Genomic DNA, 15,708 nt, shown 5'->3' on the forward strand with positions numbered 1-15,708 from the left:
TATTTATTTTGGCTGGCTGCTGAGCAACGCCAGCTTTGCCTTCAACAGCCCGGGCTCCAAAACCGTGCTTAATTCCAGCAAGGACCTGCGCTGCTGTTCTGCTTCTGCATTGATCTCATCCTGAAGCTTGCGCCATTCTGCGGGATAGTCCGCTTTCAGTTGTGTGTAGATCCGCATGCCTTGTTGCACGTTTGCGTGCGCCTCGGAAAGCAACCGGGCTTGTGCTCGAAATTGGGGGGATATCTGGTCCTCGAGCCGCTGCGCCCCTGCAATTGCACCGTGCTCGCTATATTGTTGCCACAGCGCCTGGGCTCGGCTCAACAGGTCCTGTGCCCGCTTGAGTGCCTTGTCCTTATAAAGCCCGATATCGGCCTCGGCAGCCCGGATGAAATAGACGTCTTCGTCTGGATCGAGCGATCCGTAAAACGATAGAAGGCGCTCATCGTACCCCTGGGCGCCGCGCGCCTTTTGTAGCGCCGAGAACTGTTCGACAATCGCTGTCTTGTGCGCCAGCTGTCGTGAAGCCACCTCCGCCCAAGGACCCGCGGCCATCTTTTGCAATCCGGCGAAGGCCTGCTTGGTGTCCCCGGCCCGCCAGGCCTTCGATACGGCTTGATACTGCCCGACGGCCTCCGCAGGAGGAAGCCGGCTACTCGATGCCAGCGCCCGAAACCTGGCCTGAAACGGCGGGCTTGAGAACCGGGCATTTGCCAGAAGAACGATGAGTGAGCCCAATTCTCCGGCGCGCAGGCTGTTGTTGATTTCGACGTACTGACGCAAGTCCTGGCGCAGGTTTTCCAAACCGCCGATCCGGGGATATTTCTCCGCATACTCGTTCAGGACCGCCCCCAGCGCTTCAGGGTGATCCCCGTTCAACTCGGTGCTGATGGCCGTCTTCAAGCGCTCGATCGCAGCCAGATACACCGAATCATCGCTCTGGAGCTTACGCAGATGGCTGAGCGCGTCGGCGTACGGATCCTTGAATTCCGGGACATAGGATAAGATTCTGGCGAGCGCCCGTTGGTGTCCCATCGGGTCTTCATTCCATCGCTGGACAAGTGCCTTGATCTTTTGCTCATCGGCGTAGATTCGAATCGGCGCATCCACCCCGCCCTGACCCATCACGAATCTCTCAAGATTACCGATCCATTCGAGCTCACTCACCAAAGCCTGTACGTCCGCATTATGCGTGCTGAGTTTTTTCATGTTGGTGAGGGCGGCGCTCGCGCGATCGAACTCGCGGGCTTTCAACATGGTCAACCACTGCGGTACGTTCGCTTTGAGTAGCGCTTCGGTACTCAGCGCCTTGACTTCGGCATTGTCCGGATCGCGCTCCAGGTACTGGTTAGCGGCCGTCGTCGCCCGACCATAGTCGCCGCTTGCCATCAGGTTCTTCAACTCCCGTTCGGACCCTCCGCTGTGATACAGCAGTAACCCAACAATTCCAAGCACCGCTGCCAGCGCGGTACCCCACCAGAACGCGTGGCGGATGCCCTTGCGGTTGCTTCCCGCCAAGGCCTCGGTCAGTTCTGAGATGAAGATTACGAATTTTCCTCGCACCTGGGGTTGGTCAGTTTCTTTCCTGGCATCGTCGGCCTGTTGCAACGCCTCGTTGTTGACTTCATCGTCCTGTTGCTGCGCGTGCTCGACACAGAATATGTCAAGGAACGAGCCTGCGGCTCCCACAAACGTGGTTTTATCCACATCGCCGGTATGTTCCGCAGCGGCCGGGCTAAACTTCGTCACTGTCGGATCGACTTCGGACTCTTCCTTTTGCAGACTCACGTTATATACAAAATAATGCCCACCGAATGCGATTGAGTCTCCGTCCGTCAAAGCAACGGCGTGCTCGTCCAGACGTTTGCCGGCGACGAAAGTGCCGTTGGTGCTTCCCAGGTCCTCGACGAAAGGTACCCCGCTTTTCAGGAAAATATGGGCATGGCGCCGCGAGATATAGTTCACCTGGTGCGGGTGCGCGTCCTTGTAACGCGAAAAGGTCTCGTCCGCTTTGCTGATCAAGAACGGGAACTGCGTCACGCAAATCGGCTGAAGCCCCAGCTCGCCACGCTCCGGACTCAGCGTCAGGCTGACGAGTTTCACGGCGCGTCCCGGCGTCTGCACGCACGCGCTCAGATGTACTTGGTACGACAGCGCCCGTCCGAAGCAGATCTCGTCGCCTTGCTGCAACTGGATGATTTTCTGCCGAACGTTGACGCCGTTCACGGTCGTCCCATTCTTGCTGTCCAGGTCGGCGATATAGACGGAGCCGTACTCGGAAAAGATTCTTGCGTGCCGGCGCGATAAGTCGGCAACTATTTCGGGCGCGTAAGACATGAACGGCGCTTCGGTCCGCCCGATGGCAAACAAATCCTCATCAATGCGGATATCACCCAATTCCGGATGGGATAGGGGCTTCAGCACGGTATTGAACTTCTGCTCTGCTGTCGCGTGCTGATTGGCATGAGCGATCGGTGCTTCTTCAGGAGCATGCTTCGACTGACCATTCATTGGCTGGCGTTCCTGACCTCAACGATCGGCCAGCCTCCGCCCAGCGTCTTATAGAGCGTGACCGTGTCCGACAGGATCTGCTGGTGATTCGCCAACAATGCAAGTTGCGCCGCCAATAGAGTGCGCTGATTCTCAAACACCTCCAGTTGAGACACAACGCCTTCCTTGAGCTGCGCTTCGATCTGAACGGCAATCACTTTCAAATGATCGACTTGCTGCTGCAATTCGATCTTCTGCTTTTTATGGGCATCCAGATTCACGAGGGCGTTCTCCACTTCTTCAAAAGCGCCAATGACAGTCCGTCGATACTGCTGCTCGGCGACCTGGGTTTGCGCCTCGCTCGTCTTTACGCGAGCCTTGACGCTCGGATCCAGGATAGGAAAGTTGATGCTGGGCAGAAATCCGAATGTGAAGGATTTCAGCAAATCGAGGAGGGCAAAACTGGAAGACCCGCCCCGTCCGGTCAAACTGATCGAGGGCAATTGTGCAAGCTTTGCCTGTCCTACTAGTTCGTATGCCTCCAGGACCCGATACTCTGCCGCAACCACATCGGGTCTGCGTTTGAGCAGTTGGGATGGCAGACCGGCGGGTACCGTCGGAAGCTGGACAGTTTGCTGCAAGTGGGCAGCCGGGACTTTAAACGTCCCTGCCGATTCGCCGGTCAACGTGGCCAGCGCGTTGTCCGCCAAGTCGCGCAATCGATGGAGTTCCAGCAGGTCGTTCGTCAGTCGATGAATTTCAGCGCGTTGTTGCAGCACCCGCGTGTTGGGCAGCAATCCATTCTGGACCATGGCCTCATAGATGGCCAATATTTGCTTGTTCTTGTCCAGGGTTTGTTGTTGCTGATCAATTTGTTCCTGAAACTGAAGAATCTGAAAATAAGTCGTCGACACATCCGAAACAAGCGTCAGATATCCCGCGCGCCAGTCTGCCTCTGAGGCGCGGTACTCGGCCGTCTGTGCCTGAACGCCTTTTTCAACTTTGCCCCAAATGTCAATGTCCCAATTGACCTGGGTACCCAAATTGAATTGTTTTGAGAACTTCTGACCGGTGCTTTTTTCAAAGCTTGCGCCAGCGCCTGCATCCAGGGTCGGCAGTGCCCCCGCGCGCGCCTCACCAATTTGTGCGCTGGCAACCTGGATCCGTGCAGCAAGAATCTTTAGGTCGAAGTTACCAGTGATCGCCTTGTTGATGAGTGTATCCAAATACGGGTTCTGGAATTCTTTCCACCAATCCGGGGTGATCGTGTCGGATGCCGAGACCGAGGTCTCTGGCGGCCGGGACCACGAGGATTTGGCGGGACTGTCGGGACGGCGATATTCCGGGATATTGACGTCGGCGCAAGCGCATAAAACACCTGCGCAAAAACCGGCAACAAGAAAATGCCTCACAAGCGAATGCGAACGCCGACAGCGAGAATCGCGACGAACCCGACGAAGCTCAAGTAGATCACGTGGCATGCTCCGATTTGGAACCGCCCAAAAATAAGTTTTATGCATTTATGTCGCCAGCAATTGATGCAGTAAGTTGATCCGGCACCCTCTCATGCCATCGCCCAGACCTTGGATTCGACAAACACGTTGAACAATCTGGAATCGAGCCGCCCAGCCCGGCATTCCGCAGTCATCAGGTCAAGTGCCTGTTCTACAGGCATCGCTCTCTTGTACGGGCGATCTGCAGCGGTGAGCGCATCGTAGATGTCACAAATGGTTAGAATCCGGGTTTGAATATTAATCTGGGCGCCGCGCAATCCCATCGGATAACCCGATCCATCGAGTTTCTCGTGATGGCCGTGGGCAATAGCGGGAATACCGGCCAAGTCCCGCGTCCAGGGAATCAAAATCAGAAAGGAATAGGAATCGGCCACGTGTGACTGAACCTGTCGACGCTCTTCCTCGGTCAGGCAACCGACAGAAACGCTCAAAGCCGAGAATTCATGTTCGTCCAGCAACCGTGCCGCGGGGCCGTCCGATTCGTGATACGTATAGTCGAGGACATCTCTGAGTTCAGGCAGGGCCTCGGTATGTGAAATTGCAGGCTCGTTCGCGCGTCGAATGGTTCTGAGAAATTCATCCAGGCGCTCGAATTCTCCGCCCAGATTCTCATCGATCTTCCTTTTTTCTTCCCGAAACGCCGCCATGCTCAACCCGCACTGTGTGTGCCGTTCCGCCAAATGTCGATACGCTTGCCGTTCCAGGCAAGCCCGTGCGTACTTGAACCGCTGCTCCAGCAGACACATGTCGGAATGGTGGAGCTTTTTCTCTTTGCGCAGGACGTGTTCCCTGACGCCGACTTTTCCGAAATCGTGCAGCAGCGCGGCATAGCGTATTTCGCGCAACTGCTGTTTCGTAAACACAATGTGTCGCAGATCGGGGCTGGCGTCCTGATCCACCGCCTTTGCCAGGTACTCCGCGTAGCCCGCAACGCGGAACGAATGACCTGCGGTAACCGGATCGCGCTCCTCGATTGCCTGGACCGAAGCACGAACGAATCCATCGAGTAGACGCTCGATATCAGAATAGAGCTGAAAGTTTTTGAGCGCAACCGCGGTCTCCGCACAGACGCCCGTGAGCATTTCAAGGTCCTGTTCCTTGAACGCGTGGGGGTCCGAAGACGTGTCCACCTGAATCAAACCCAAACACTCACCCTCCAACAGTAGCGGGACGCACATCACACTTCGAATGGCTTGGGAGACGATGGATTGCTGGGAGCCGAAATGGCGATCCGACAAGGTGTCGACCGAAAGAATTGACTGTTTTTTGTTGAATACCTCGCTAATGATCGTGCGCGACATTCTGACCTGTTCCGGATCCTCGATCGTACCGTCGCGCCGACGCGCGGCAACGGGCACCGGTGGTTCTCCCTCAATTTTGTTCAAGAGAATGAAGGCGCGCTCGGCAAGAGGAAACAGTTCGAAGATAAAGTTCATGATCTTCTCGATCATGGTGGCGCGATCAGTCACCGCACCAAGAGCAATACCGACTTGCGCCATGGCGTGGAGTTTCCGAACCGTCCGCTGCATATCGCTTTGATCCGCGTCAGGGGTGGATTTCAAGGTTTTCGCAAACTCGGTCGCATCGATTGCTTGGGTAATAATGATGGGCATGCTCTCGCGAGCCGGCACAAGCAATGAGTGGAACACGATCTGAACAGAGGACACACTAAGCTCGTCGCCATCCCGCAGTGGGCGCCATGCGCCGGGTGTGAGTCTGTTGCCCAGGATGAAGGTTCCATTGAATGAGTGAAGATCTTCCACGAAATAAGTGTCGCCGCGGCGTCGGATGCGCGCGTGCCGTCGACTCACGGTGTGCTCGGGAATACAGAGAAACCTGTCCAACGCCAGCGAGTCTTGTGGGTCTCGCCCTATGACAACCTCGTCATGGAGCGGGAACACGGTCGCCTTAATCGTACCGGCTCCGGTCACTTCGAGGTATGCCGTCACGGCCCCCAATGACTCGGAGAAAGTTGCTGTGTTTGCCATCTCACCGTCTTTCGCCCTGAATGCCGGATGTGGAATGCCAAGCCATACCTATTTTCAACTAACGCAGAACTCGCCGTTTTCCGTTTTGCGTGAATGTGTAATTTAACATCGGCCAAAAACGCCAGTTCCGACGGAGCGAGATCCTTCTGAATTGCATGTAAGGTTGATGCGTATCCAGTGCATGCGAATCCTTATTTGACGGTTATCGTGAGCTTTTTCGAATAGACCGGGGGATTGTGGGGAATGTGTTTATCGTCGCCCATCAGCAGTTGCAAGGTATGTTTTCCCGGAGCCAGTTCCAACATGGTCTCCGTTTCACCCGCGCCGAAATGCAGGTGATTCCTATCCGACGGGATCTCCTGGTCCAATGGCGGCAAGTCCGTATCGATCAGCAGATGGTGATGGCCTGTGTTCGGGAACTTCACATCTTTTGGCGCGACGCCCATATTGCGCAACCCAAACCACACGCGAAACGGCTTCCCCGCCGAAACGACTTGACCGTCTGTCGGCCAGCCGATATAGACGAAGGCATTCGCGGGAGCCGGCGGGCTGGCGGCGCCTGCAACATCGAACAAAAAGAAGACCGCGACTGCAGCGGCAACAAGTATTTTGTACATGGATGGTGCTCCCTGCTTTTCCTGAATTTGAAAGCCAAACAAGATTGCGGTCCAGGCAAGCGACCCCATTCTTCATCGCACGATTATCGAGATCTTTTTTGAATTCACAGGGGGATCGTGGGGTATGTGATCATGGTCTCCCAACAGCAGCTGCAAGGTGTGCTTTCCTGGCGGAAGCTCAATGCGAGCCTCGGTCTCGCCTGCACCAAAATGGAAATGATTCCTGTCGGATGGAATCTGTTCGCCCCATGGTGGCAGATCCGTATCGATCAATAGGTGATGGTGGCCCACATTGGGCATGTTGACGCCTTTCGGACATACGCCCATATTGCGCAGACCCATACGCACCCAAAACTTGCCACCATGAATAACCGTACCATCAGCAGGCCAAATTATATAAGCTTCCGCATTCTCCGGCGACGACGTCCGAGCGGCGAACGCGGGTGTGTGCGCCAGAACCGCGATAGCCACAGCGGCGCAAATGATTGCTCTTCGCATGCTATGCATCCTCCCGGAAAATTGTTTGCCTCGAACCTGCACGCAAGCTTGAACGGCTACGCAATCGTAGCAGTGAGAGAACGATCGGCTGTTGCTATTGATCAACGCCTTGTGCTTCGCATCGTTTCAGCGTAATCAAAATTTATCAGAAAAATTCGTTCATATTTTGATATAAACAGAATGATGCGCAAGAGTTCAAAGATAAATTAAACGAAACCCGTGCGTTTCGGGCCAAACGTCTCTTTGCGCAGACGGAATGCGAATCTATAAGTCGAAGGCCTGACTGTGTGGCGAAAACCATTGAATGTTTGCATGTTGATTGTTTGCGTATTCGGGGTTATTTCCTGGACGCGGACGAAGGCCGCTATCACAGTGCATGAAGTTGACGGGCCGATAGCGCACGTCATTCTCGCTGCGGACAATGCCGACAAGGCATCGCTGGCTCCAGTTGACTCGGATCGCCGTTCCCCTGCGCTTCTGCTAGCGGGAGTTCTTCCGAAAGACAGTGCCGAGCAGTACGAACTTACCTTCTGGGAATCGATCAAGGATAGTACCCACGCCAGCGATTACGAGGCGTATCTGCAAGCGTACCCGAAAGGCCGTTTTGCGGCCTTGGCGCGGGCTCGCATTGAACGACTGCGCGCAGCTGCACCCAAGGTCGAGGCAGCACCGGAACGTGTTTCTCCGGCGCCTCCCCCTAAAGTGCCACCGGAACGGGCTCGTTCAGCCACGAAAGCGCCACCGGAGCGCGCCCGTCCAGCATCGGCCACCAAAGCGTCGCCGGAACAGGCTCCTCCAGCACCGGCCACTCCGCCGTCACCGGAAAAATCGCCGACCGTGGCTGCCGCCGTCAGTGAGCTCAAGGATTGTCCTACCTGCCCGGTGCTGATCAAATTGCCCGGCCGAGCATCATTCATAATGGGAAGCAATTCGGACGATCCATCGGAGAAACCGGCACACCACGTATCGATCAGCGCGCCTTTTGCAATCGGAAAATATGAAGTGACCGTTGAGCAGTGGAATGCTTGTGCAGATGCCGACGCCTGCCCGCGCATTGCGACCGATACCTCCTCGAAAAGTAGCCCTGCGCGCGATGTCAGCTGGGACAACGCGCAACAGTATGTGAACTGGCTGAGCAAGGTCAGTGGCAAATCCTATCGATTGCCGACCGAGGCCGAGTGGGAGTACGCGGCGAGAGGAGGCACTTCGACGCGATATTGGTGGGGCGAGCAAATGCGCACTGGTAATGCAAACTGCAAGGACTGCGGCCAGCCATGGCGTCAGGATGGGCCAGCCAATGTCGGGTCCTTTGGCGCCAATCCATACGGACTGTACGACATGAATGGAAGCGTCTGGGAATGGGTGAGCGACTGCTGGCACAATTCCTATAAGGGTGCACCTTCCGACGGCCGCGCCTGGGATGAACCAAATTGTCGCGTCCGCGTGATACGGGGTGGATCATGGCGCGAGGGGGCAAGCTACATGACATCCTCAACGCGATTCAAATATGACGCCAGCGTACGTCACTCGCAGAATGGCTTTCGGGTGGCAAGGGATCTCAAATAATTATTTGAGATCAGTGAGGCGAAACAAACGGTGCCAGCCTGCACTACTTATTACGAGTCTTGGTCGTAATTTGAACGAAGTCAACCATGATTCGTTCGCGCCCGTATTTGGTGGCCAGCGGCCCCAGCTTTTTTTCTATCGCCCGCAAGTAGTCCGATCTGGATTCGTACTCCGGGCCAACACCATCAAACAGCGCTACGGGTGTGGTGACGAGCACAATCAGTTCTGTTCCGAACGGCTTCGCAATTACCCAGTTACCGAGGCTTCCGACGGTGGCCGTATAGTTGGGTGGTGCCTGATTGCCCCTGGTTCGCAAATTTGGTACCAGATGGGCCACATTACCATCCAGGACGTAGTAGTCGACATAGACGTAGGAGTCGTATCCAGGAGTAGTGATATCGACGATTAAAGGGTCGCCCTCCGTCAGTTCGGCACTGGGTCCTCTCACATGAATCGAGGCGACTCGTCCTGCTTGCTGATTCATTGCCCAATAGGGTGCAAACGTATTGATCACATCGCATTCGTAATCGCTCACCTGCTGCACATCAAGGTTCAAGGTTTGCACGCCGGGGGCTGCGCCTAACATGTCCTTGAGACGTGCGATACCAAAGCTCTTCGGAATATATCCTTGTACCCGCAGCGCATGATCATGCACCGCAGGCGCCAGGGCCGAACATGGGACGCGCGCAAGAATCGGTTTAATGGATGCGATGGAGAGCAGCACTGCGGGCGGCGCCGTTTGCGGCGTGGCTTGTGGAACATTTTTTATCGGCGCCGGTGGTGGTATGAGGTCCGATCGCTGGCCGATACCGGTCCGGGCATCCCAATAGTAGTAGAGGGCGGCAGCAACGAGCAGCCCCAGCACCAAACTCGACGTCACCGGCGCAATGTATCTCGCCGCCTGGCGTTCCACGCTCATTTCCTGCAGGAAACGTGTCACGGTGGGTGTTCGCGTTTCGCGATCAAATGATAGCGCGGCCTTCAACGCGCGCCATTGTCTGTGGCCAATATTTTTTGGCCGTTGCGGTCGAATACCCGCGCTGCGCGCCTGTGTGGCGGACAAGCGATCGAACGGATGGCGTCCGGTCAACAGCTCATACGTGATGCAAGCCAGCGCATAGATGTCATCGCGAGGATCCGGTTCGCAGTGCTCAAGCATCTCTGGACTTGCATATGCCGGTGTCAGCCCGCCGAGACTGCCTGCATCAAACACGGTGGCCTCCACGTCCTCCTCCGGTTTATGAAAGACGCGCGCGATACCAAAATCGATGACTTTCAGTTCACCCTTATCCGTCACGATGACGTTGGCAGGTTTGAAGTCGCAGTGGACAAACCCACGATCGTGCGCATACGCCAAGGCCTTGCCCATACCGTTGACGATGCGCAGCGCCTCAGCATAGGGCATTCCGGTAAAGCCCGGCATCCGCAGCGTTTGGCTCAATGGTTTCCCCGACAAATATTCCATGGTCAGGTACACCATTGATCCGTCGCGATCGAAGTCGTACACGGTCACGATGTTCGGATGCGCCAGCGTCTGCGCCTTCCTCGCTTCGCGTTGCAGTGCGATCAGCGACTTCGGATGACTACTAAACGGGACATTCAGGACCTTGATCGCGATGTACGGCTTACGGTCGGACGCCTCCAGCTTGCGCAGGTCCAGTGCTCTGTATACCGTACCCATACCGCCGAAACCGATGCATTCCTCAAGTACAAACCGCCCATTCAGCGTATCGCCGACACCCTTGATTCGGTCCGGCGCTGCGACAGATTGGTGGTTGGGTGCCACAGTCGCGGACGGCAGCGCCGCCCGATCGTCGAGCTTGGTCCGCACATGGGTTTCATCGGCGCTCAAGCTCTCGGTCGACTTCGAAAAACGCTCGATCCGTCGTTGCACCTCCGCATACACGTCGTGCGGCAGCGGAATCTTGGTATGTTCTTCGCCAAGAATCTCTAACAGGTGCGCGGAACTGGATTGCTCCGTCGTCAATACGCGGTCAACCTGTGCAAAAAAATCATCTTGCGACAGAGCACTGCTTTGAAAGGCGCGAATCGCTTGAGCAAAATTAGCCATACGTGTCTACATTGAGTTCCCGAGTCATCGTCTGGTCCTCCTCTTAGTCAAATGCCAAAGTTCACGCAGCGACATCTGCGCGCGAGCTACACCCTCTCTTGCTGTTCGCCCACTTCGTCTGGTTGATCTACGCAACAAGCAGTCAGTTGAATTGAAACACCCGGATAAGATCATTCTAACTTCACGCGCGCATTTATTGTTGATTTGTAAAATTCCGCCTTGCGCGCCTTCTGGCGGTTGGCCACAGCGATTTTGATAGCAATCGATGTAGCATGCGCCGGGTAACATTGAAATGGCTTATATTAGAGATGCTGAAGCAAACGGATTCATCGACCTTTGCCCGATACTCGGATTAGGCCATTTTAATTAGATTTTGAGGAGTAGCCATGACCATCATCGTCATTAAAGATCTGCCTGAAAGCGTTGACCTCGATCGCCAAGCAATGGTTGCGATAACGGGCGGCGCGCGTACTCGCGGTCGCCAGCCCTTTATTGGAAGCACGATATTTCGCAGTGCCCGAATCGTCAACTATCCGACCGGCTTCACTTCCAAGCCGGTGGTGAATACCAGTGGGCAATCGGCAGGAAACACGCTCAAATAGAAATCAGCTGGCATCTAAGATCCGACCGCTTGCCAGTCCAGATCCCGAGGCTTTTCATGACCCAATTTAAATGGACGTCGGCCTCGCTCTCGCATGTGGGTCTGGTCCGTGCGATAAACGAGGATGCCTACCTCGATCAACCTGAGCGCGGACTGTGGGCGGTTGCCGACGGTATGGGCGGACACGCATTTGGTGACGTTGCGAGCCGTATGGTGGTCGAGGCCTTGATCAAGGTTCCGCAGCCCGATAGCCTTGTGAAATTCGTCGCCGATACGCGGGACAGGTTGCAAACTGTGAATCGTCAACTTCGCGCGGAGGCGGCAATCCACAAGGTGCAGATCATCGGCACCACGGTTGTCGTCCTGCTCGCCTGGGAACGCTATTGTGGATACCTATGGGCCGGGGATAGTCGAATTTATCTCTGTAGAAATGGAAACCTGACGCAACTCACTCGCGATCACAGCCGGGTTGAAGAACTAAGATCCTTGGGTAATCTCACCTCTGAAGACCTCATCAATCTCCCCTCTCGCAACATGATCACGCGCGCGGTCGGCGCCGCCGGCACACTGAATCTCGATAACGAAACGATGGAAGTCAACGACGGCGATATGTTCTTGCTGTGCAGCGATGGACTGAGCAATGAAGTGAGCGAACAGGAAATGCGCAGTGCACTCGTACCCGGCAGCTGTCGGCAAGCGTCGGATGCGTTGATTGACATGGCACTCAAAAGAGGCGGACACGACAACATTTCGGCTGTCGTGGTTCGGGTCGACGACTTGTACGGTAGCGACAAGACCGTGTTGAATCCTGCACTTTAATCCCCTCACGCAGCTTGCCGCGCAGAGCGTCCTTCATACACGAACCATGGGAGGTTTTCTCAGACCGCCACTCGGGAATTTCGCATGGCGACAAGTCTGCCAGCCATTGTTGCCGTCCAGGATTGCGGCGCCTCAGGCTTCGATGATCGAGCGATGGGCCGGAAGTGCCTTGCTGATACATGAGAGTATTGACCGCCTCGGACAGACGTATCTGGGCGAGCGCATCATTGCCCGTGTGCGACACTTGCCTAAGGTGCCAGAGGCCAATGTAGTCTGGGACTACCGCATGGTGCAGCCGAACGTCCTCGGTGCAAAGGGGAACCGTCACAGCGAAGCAGCAACGATCAGCGATCGGACAGTAGTCGCTCGGCCGGTCGAGCTGGATTTAAGGCATATCTAAGGCACGGAGTCCAAAAACCAGAAAGGGGCTACAAGCCTAAACTTGTAACCCCTTGATTATACTGGTGCGGCTGGCAGGAATCGAACCCACGACCCCTTGGTTCGTAACCAAATGCATGAATTTAAGTGATTGATTTTTAACGATATTTTTGGTGCGCTTACTACCTATTTGTGTCCTGTTATGTACAGTCAATTACTAACGACCCACCCAAAAGTCACCCAGCTATTTTCGCTTTTCCGCTTCTTTACAATGATGAGAGCTGCCGCTGTCGAGCCGCCACATCCGATAGACTTACCTTGCCTTTGCAGTGCGGCGCTTTCACATGCCGGATTGCATCGCTGTGATTCTCGGAGAGAGAGCACAGCCTGCTTATGAAACCAAAAAAGACGTAACATCTACATTCATTCAGCTCGAACGAAAGAAGCCGTCATGTCGCCAATCAAGCCCTATACAGTCAAAAGTACGTCCATCACCCTCAACAACGCTGAATATGACAAATATCGTCCGTTTGGCGGATATGACGAAGTGAAAAAAGCTTACACGCCACTCCGTTTTGCTGAGATAAGCGACGAGCTTGAAGGCTCGGGCACCCAGGTCAACTACGCACTCGATTCCATCACACTTGCAATGGAAGCTGGCATTTTCAAAGACAGCGACACGTTCGTCGCAAAGGCATTTGCCACGATAGAAGATGCTGCGGAATTCGTTGAAGCTCTACGGGGCCACGAATACTACTGGCTAAACGAACGGCATTTTTACGCATTTTCACATGCGTTTAACTGTGACGAGTCACAAATGCGTACGTACCCAGAAATAGCTGATTTCATAGCAAACGAGATTTAAAGCTGCGCTGAACAACCACCGATTTCTGAATCAAGAAGCAAAGTTGGCGGCTTGATTTCCGAAATCGCGGCGTTCAACCAGTTTTTACTTACCCTCTCGGGCGGTTTCCGGGTCTTTCGACCCGCTCTTCGCGCACTATGGGCGCCCCTGTGCCAGCAAATGCCTGCGCGACAAATAAATATTGGCCATGGCCCGCGCAGTGGATGCGCGCGTCGCATTCTTGGTCAAGCCGCGATAGCGGACCTTGGCGAATCCCAGCCCCTTCCGCCAGATGCGATGGTTGAAAGGAACCCACACCTTCGGGTTGAGCCACTCCCACTTGTACCTGATGGCGGATATCATGCTTCGCATCCTGTCACCGTACCAATTCAATCCCCGCAACATGATTCCGCTGCGCGAGTCATTATTGCGTCAGGCAGGTCTCAGCTCTCCAGCCGTACAGCCAAGTCAGGGCGTCGTAGAATCCGTCCGCGCTGCGCCCCTTCCACAATGAGTTGCGCACCAGCCGTTCGACACCCTTCGCATGATAGATCCGGCCCATTTCGCGCGCCGACAGGACGACCCGCGCGGTGCGCGGAATACGGACTTCTTCGTACAACTTGAATGCGGCAACAAGATCGAACCCGGATTGCTTGATCGCTTCGCCCAGCGTGACTGCATCCTCGATCGCCATGCAGGCGCCTTGAGCGAGGTATTGCAACATCGGGTGAGCTGCGTCGCCCAACAGCGTGACTCGCCCGCGGCTCCATGAGTCAATGGGGGCGCGGTCGGCGGTGCTCCAGCGCTTCCACGAGGTCGGCGCCTCCAGCAACTGGCGTGGACGGTCGCCGATGCCGGTAAAGTAGGACAACACTTCGGCCTTGCTACCGTCACGCACGCCCCAGGTTTCCTGGTCCCGGCTGTGGAAGGTGACGACCAGGTTGTATTGCGTACCGCCCCGCATCGGGTAATGCACCAGGTGGCAATTCGGCCCGGCCCACACCACGGGAGCGTTGATGCGCAAGTCTTCCGGCATGTCCGCCAGCGGCACCACCGCGCGATAGACGACATGTCCGGAGACACGCGCCTGGTCGCCGATGAGCTTCTCGCGCACCACTGATTTGACGCCGTCGCAACCGATCACCGCGTCGGCGGTATGTTGGCGGCCCTGGTTATCCGTCACCGTGACCTGGCTCCCGTCCTGCACTATGTCGAGGACGCGCGAGGATGTAAAGAATTCAATCAACGGCGACTGCTGCACGGCTTCGAGGATCGAGGTGTGGATATCCGCGCGATGAATCACCGCATACGGGTTGCCAAAGCGCGCGCGGAAGCGCTCATCAACCGGGAAGGTGCCCACTTCGCTGCCGTCGACCGCGTCCATCATTACTAGCTTTTCGGTGAATACGGCGCGCTTGCGGGCCGTTTCTCCGACGCCCAGTGCGTCGAGCGCGGCAAATGCATTCGGCGCCAGCTGGATGCCGGCCCCGATTTCTCCGATCACGTCGCTTTGTTCCAGTACCTTGATGCGGATCCCCAACCGGGCCAGCGCCAGCGCGGCTGCCATGCCGCCAATGCCGCCGCCCACGATCACGACGGACAGATTTTCTTTCGATTGGGTAGTCATATACATTCCTTGCTAAAAAAATTTTACCGATTGGCGCCAGCCATGGCGCTTACGCTGCGTCGAACTGGCGGGCCGGGCCAGCTGCTGCAAAGGCCTCAAGACCCATGCATTCGTCGAAGATGCGCATTACTGTCGGGAATGCGGAAAGATCGCATTCGAAGCGTTGCGCATTGTAAATTTGTGGCACCAGGCAACAATCGGCCATGCCGGGAGTATCGCCATGGCAGAAGCGCCCGGTGCAAGCGTCTTGCGCCAGGCGTTTTTCCAGCGCGGCCAACCCAAGTCCGACCCAGTGCCGATACCACCGGTTCTTTTGTTCGGCATCCACATGCAACTGCTCGCTCAGGTATTGCAGCACTCTGCGGTTGTTGAGCGGGTGGATTTCACAGGCGATCATCAGGGACAACGCCCTGACCCGAGCCCGGCCTGCCGTACTGTCCGGCAGCAGTGCCGGGTTGGGATAGCGCTCCTCCAGGTATTCCAGGATCGCCAGCGACTGGGTCAATACCTCTCCTTCGTCCTGCAAGACGGGCAGCAACTCTTGCGGATTGAGCGCCTGAAATTCGCTGCTATGCTGCTCCCCGCCATTCTTGCTGAGGTGAACAGCGACGGCCTCGTACGGCAACTGCTTCAGGTTCAAGGCGATGCGTACGCGGTACGACGCGGAACTGCGAAAAAATGTGTGGAGTTTCATGGTT

13 protein-coding genes and 1 pseudogene are annotated in these 15,708 nt (G+C 55.9%); 5 read left to right on the forward strand and 9 right to left on the reverse strand.

Going from position 1 to position 15,708, the window contains the following annotated elements:
• Window positions 1–3 precede the first annotated feature (3 nt).
• From ACFOFO_RS15215 to ACFOFO_RS15235, 5 genes are all read right to left on the reverse strand, one after another.
• A complete protein-coding gene (locus ACFOFO_RS15215) occupies window positions 4–2,508 on the reverse strand; it encodes an FHA domain-containing protein (RefSeq protein WP_390324170.1) in 2,505 nt (834 codons plus the stop codon).
• Complete coding sequence (locus tag ACFOFO_RS15220; RefSeq protein ID WP_390324167.1) at window positions 2,505–4,007, reverse strand: efflux transporter outer membrane subunit; 1,503 nt, start codon at window positions 4,005–4,007, stop codon at window positions 2,505–2,507. The genes ACFOFO_RS15215 and ACFOFO_RS15220 overlap by 4 nt, the downstream gene beginning before the upstream one ends.
• Before the next feature lie 44 nt (window positions 4,008–4,051).
• A complete protein-coding gene (locus ACFOFO_RS15225; RefSeq protein WP_390331923.1) occupies window positions 4,052–5,989 on the reverse strand; it encodes an HD domain-containing phosphohydrolase in 1,938 nt (645 codons plus the stop codon).
• Between the two features lie 191 nt (window positions 5,990–6,180).
• Complete coding sequence (locus tag ACFOFO_RS15230) at window positions 6,181–6,606, reverse strand: DUF4399 domain-containing protein (RefSeq protein ID WP_390328039.1); 426 nt, start codon at window positions 6,604–6,606, stop codon at window positions 6,181–6,183.
• Window positions 6,607–6,678: 72 nt separating this feature from the next.
• A complete protein-coding gene (locus ACFOFO_RS15235; protein ID WP_390324161.1) occupies window positions 6,679–7,104 on the reverse strand; it encodes a DUF4399 domain-containing protein in 426 nt (141 codons plus the stop codon).
• 918 nt (window positions 7,105–8,022) lie between these two features.
• Between ACFOFO_RS15235 and ACFOFO_RS15240 the strand changes: the two genes are divergently transcribed.
• Window positions 8,023–8,670 (forward strand): formylglycine-generating enzyme family protein, encoded by a 648-nt coding sequence (locus ACFOFO_RS15240; RefSeq protein ID WP_390331957.1) that lies wholly within the window; start codon window positions 8,023–8,025, stop codon window positions 8,668–8,670.
• Window positions 8,671–8,713: 43 nt separating this feature from the next.
• Here the strand turns inward: ACFOFO_RS15240 and ACFOFO_RS15245 are convergent, their stop codons facing one another.
• Entirely contained in the window at window positions 8,714–10,741 is a 2,028-nt protein-coding gene (locus ACFOFO_RS15245) for a serine/threonine-protein kinase (protein ID WP_390324156.1), read from the reverse strand.
• 386 nt (window positions 10,742–11,127) lie between these two features.
• Between ACFOFO_RS15245 and ACFOFO_RS15250 the strand changes: the two genes are divergently transcribed.
• The 4 genes from ACFOFO_RS15250 to ACFOFO_RS15265 all read left to right on the forward strand — a co-directional run bounded on the left by ACFOFO_RS15250 (window position 11,128) and on the right by ACFOFO_RS15265 (window position 13,404).
• Window positions 11,128–11,343: a hypothetical protein gene (locus ACFOFO_RS15250; RefSeq protein ID WP_390324154.1), complete on the forward strand. Its 216-nt coding sequence runs from the start codon at window positions 11,128–11,130 to the stop codon at window positions 11,341–11,343.
• A 56-nt stretch (window positions 11,344–11,399) separates the two neighbouring features.
• Window positions 11,400–12,161: a PP2C family protein-serine/threonine phosphatase gene (locus tag ACFOFO_RS15255; RefSeq protein ID WP_390324151.1), complete on the forward strand. Its 762-nt coding sequence runs from the start codon at window positions 11,400–11,402 to the stop codon at window positions 12,159–12,161.
• Window positions 12,162–12,330: 169 nt separating this feature from the next.
• Window positions 12,331–12,561, forward strand: a complete 231-nt coding sequence (locus ACFOFO_RS15260; RefSeq protein WP_390324149.1) for a hypothetical protein — start codon at window positions 12,331–12,333, stop codon at window positions 12,559–12,561.
• A gap of 429 nt (window positions 12,562–12,990) precedes the next feature.
• Complete coding sequence (locus ACFOFO_RS15265) at window positions 12,991–13,404, forward strand: hypothetical protein (protein WP_390324146.1); 414 nt, start codon at window positions 12,991–12,993, stop codon at window positions 13,402–13,404.
• 135 nt (window positions 13,405–13,539) lie between these two features.
• On the opposite strand, the pseudogene ACFOFO_RS15270 reads toward ACFOFO_RS15265, so the two are convergent.
• The 3 genes and pseudogenes from ACFOFO_RS15270 to maiA all read right to left on the reverse strand — a co-directional run.
• Window positions 13,540–13,659 (reverse strand): annotated as a pseudogene (locus tag ACFOFO_RS15270) (IS5/IS1182 family transposase); the annotation flags it as partial.
• A gap of 148 nt (window positions 13,660–13,807) precedes the next feature.
• Entirely contained in the window at window positions 13,808–15,010 is a 1,203-nt protein-coding gene (locus ACFOFO_RS15275; RefSeq protein WP_390324143.1) for a 3-hydroxybenzoate 6-monooxygenase, read from the reverse strand.
• A gap of 49 nt (window positions 15,011–15,059) precedes the next feature.
• Complete coding sequence (gene maiA / locus ACFOFO_RS15280) at window positions 15,060–15,704, reverse strand: maleylacetoacetate isomerase (protein WP_390324141.1); 645 nt, start codon at window positions 15,702–15,704, stop codon at window positions 15,060–15,062.
• Between the last annotated feature and the right edge of the window lie 4 nt (window positions 15,705–15,708).

It is taken from the genome of Pseudundibacterium arcticum (assembly GCF_042646465.1).
Lineage (GTDB): Bacteria > Pseudomonadota > Gammaproteobacteria > Burkholderiales > Burkholderiaceae_D > Undibacterium_A > Undibacterium_A arcticum.

What these genes read in the sequence shown, in the direction of transcription:
- ACFOFO_RS15265 (WP_390324146.1), top strand. Translation starts at nt 12,991, where the DNA reads ATGTCGCCAATCAAGCCCTATACAGTCAAAAGTACGTCCATCACCCTC.
- maiA (WP_390324141.1), bottom strand. Translation starts at nt 15,704, where the DNA reads ATGAAACTCCACACATTTTTTCGCAGTTCCGCGTCGTACCGCGTACGC.
- ACFOFO_RS15240 (WP_390331957.1), top strand. Translation starts at nt 8,023, where the DNA reads ATGGGAAGCAATTCGGACGATCCATCGGAGAAACCGGCACACCACGTA.
- ACFOFO_RS15245 (WP_390324156.1), bottom strand. Translation starts at nt 10,741, where the DNA reads ATGGCTAATTTTGCTCAAGCGATTCGCGCCTTTCAAAGCAGTGCTCTG.
- ACFOFO_RS15230 (WP_390328039.1), bottom strand. Translation starts at nt 6,606, where the DNA reads ATGTACAAAATACTTGTTGCCGCTGCAGTCGCGGTCTTCTTTTTGTTC.
- ACFOFO_RS15225 (WP_390331923.1), bottom strand. Translation starts at nt 5,989, where the DNA reads ATGGCAAACACAGCAACTTTCTCCGAGTCATTGGGGGCCGTGACGGCA.
- ACFOFO_RS15215 (WP_390324170.1), bottom strand. Translation starts at nt 2,508, where the DNA reads ATGAATGGTCAGTCGAAGCATGCTCCTGAAGAAGCACCGATCGCTCAT.
- ACFOFO_RS15235 (WP_390324161.1), bottom strand. Translation starts at nt 7,104, where the DNA reads ATGCGAAGAGCAATCATTTGCGCCGCTGTGGCTATCGCGGTTCTGGCG.
- ACFOFO_RS15275 (WP_390324143.1), bottom strand. Translation starts at nt 15,010, where the DNA reads ATGACTACCCAATCGAAAGAAAATCTGTCCGTCGTGATCGTGGGCGGC.
- ACFOFO_RS15255 (WP_390324151.1), top strand. Translation starts at nt 11,400, where the DNA reads ATGACCCAATTTAAATGGACGTCGGCCTCGCTCTCGCATGTGGGTCTG.
- ACFOFO_RS15220 (WP_390324167.1), bottom strand. Translation starts at nt 4,007, where the DNA reads ATGCATAAAACTTATTTTTGGGCGGTTCCAAATCGGAGCATGCCACGT.
- ACFOFO_RS15250 (WP_390324154.1), top strand. Translation starts at nt 11,128, where the DNA reads ATGACCATCATCGTCATTAAAGATCTGCCTGAAAGCGTTGACCTCGAT.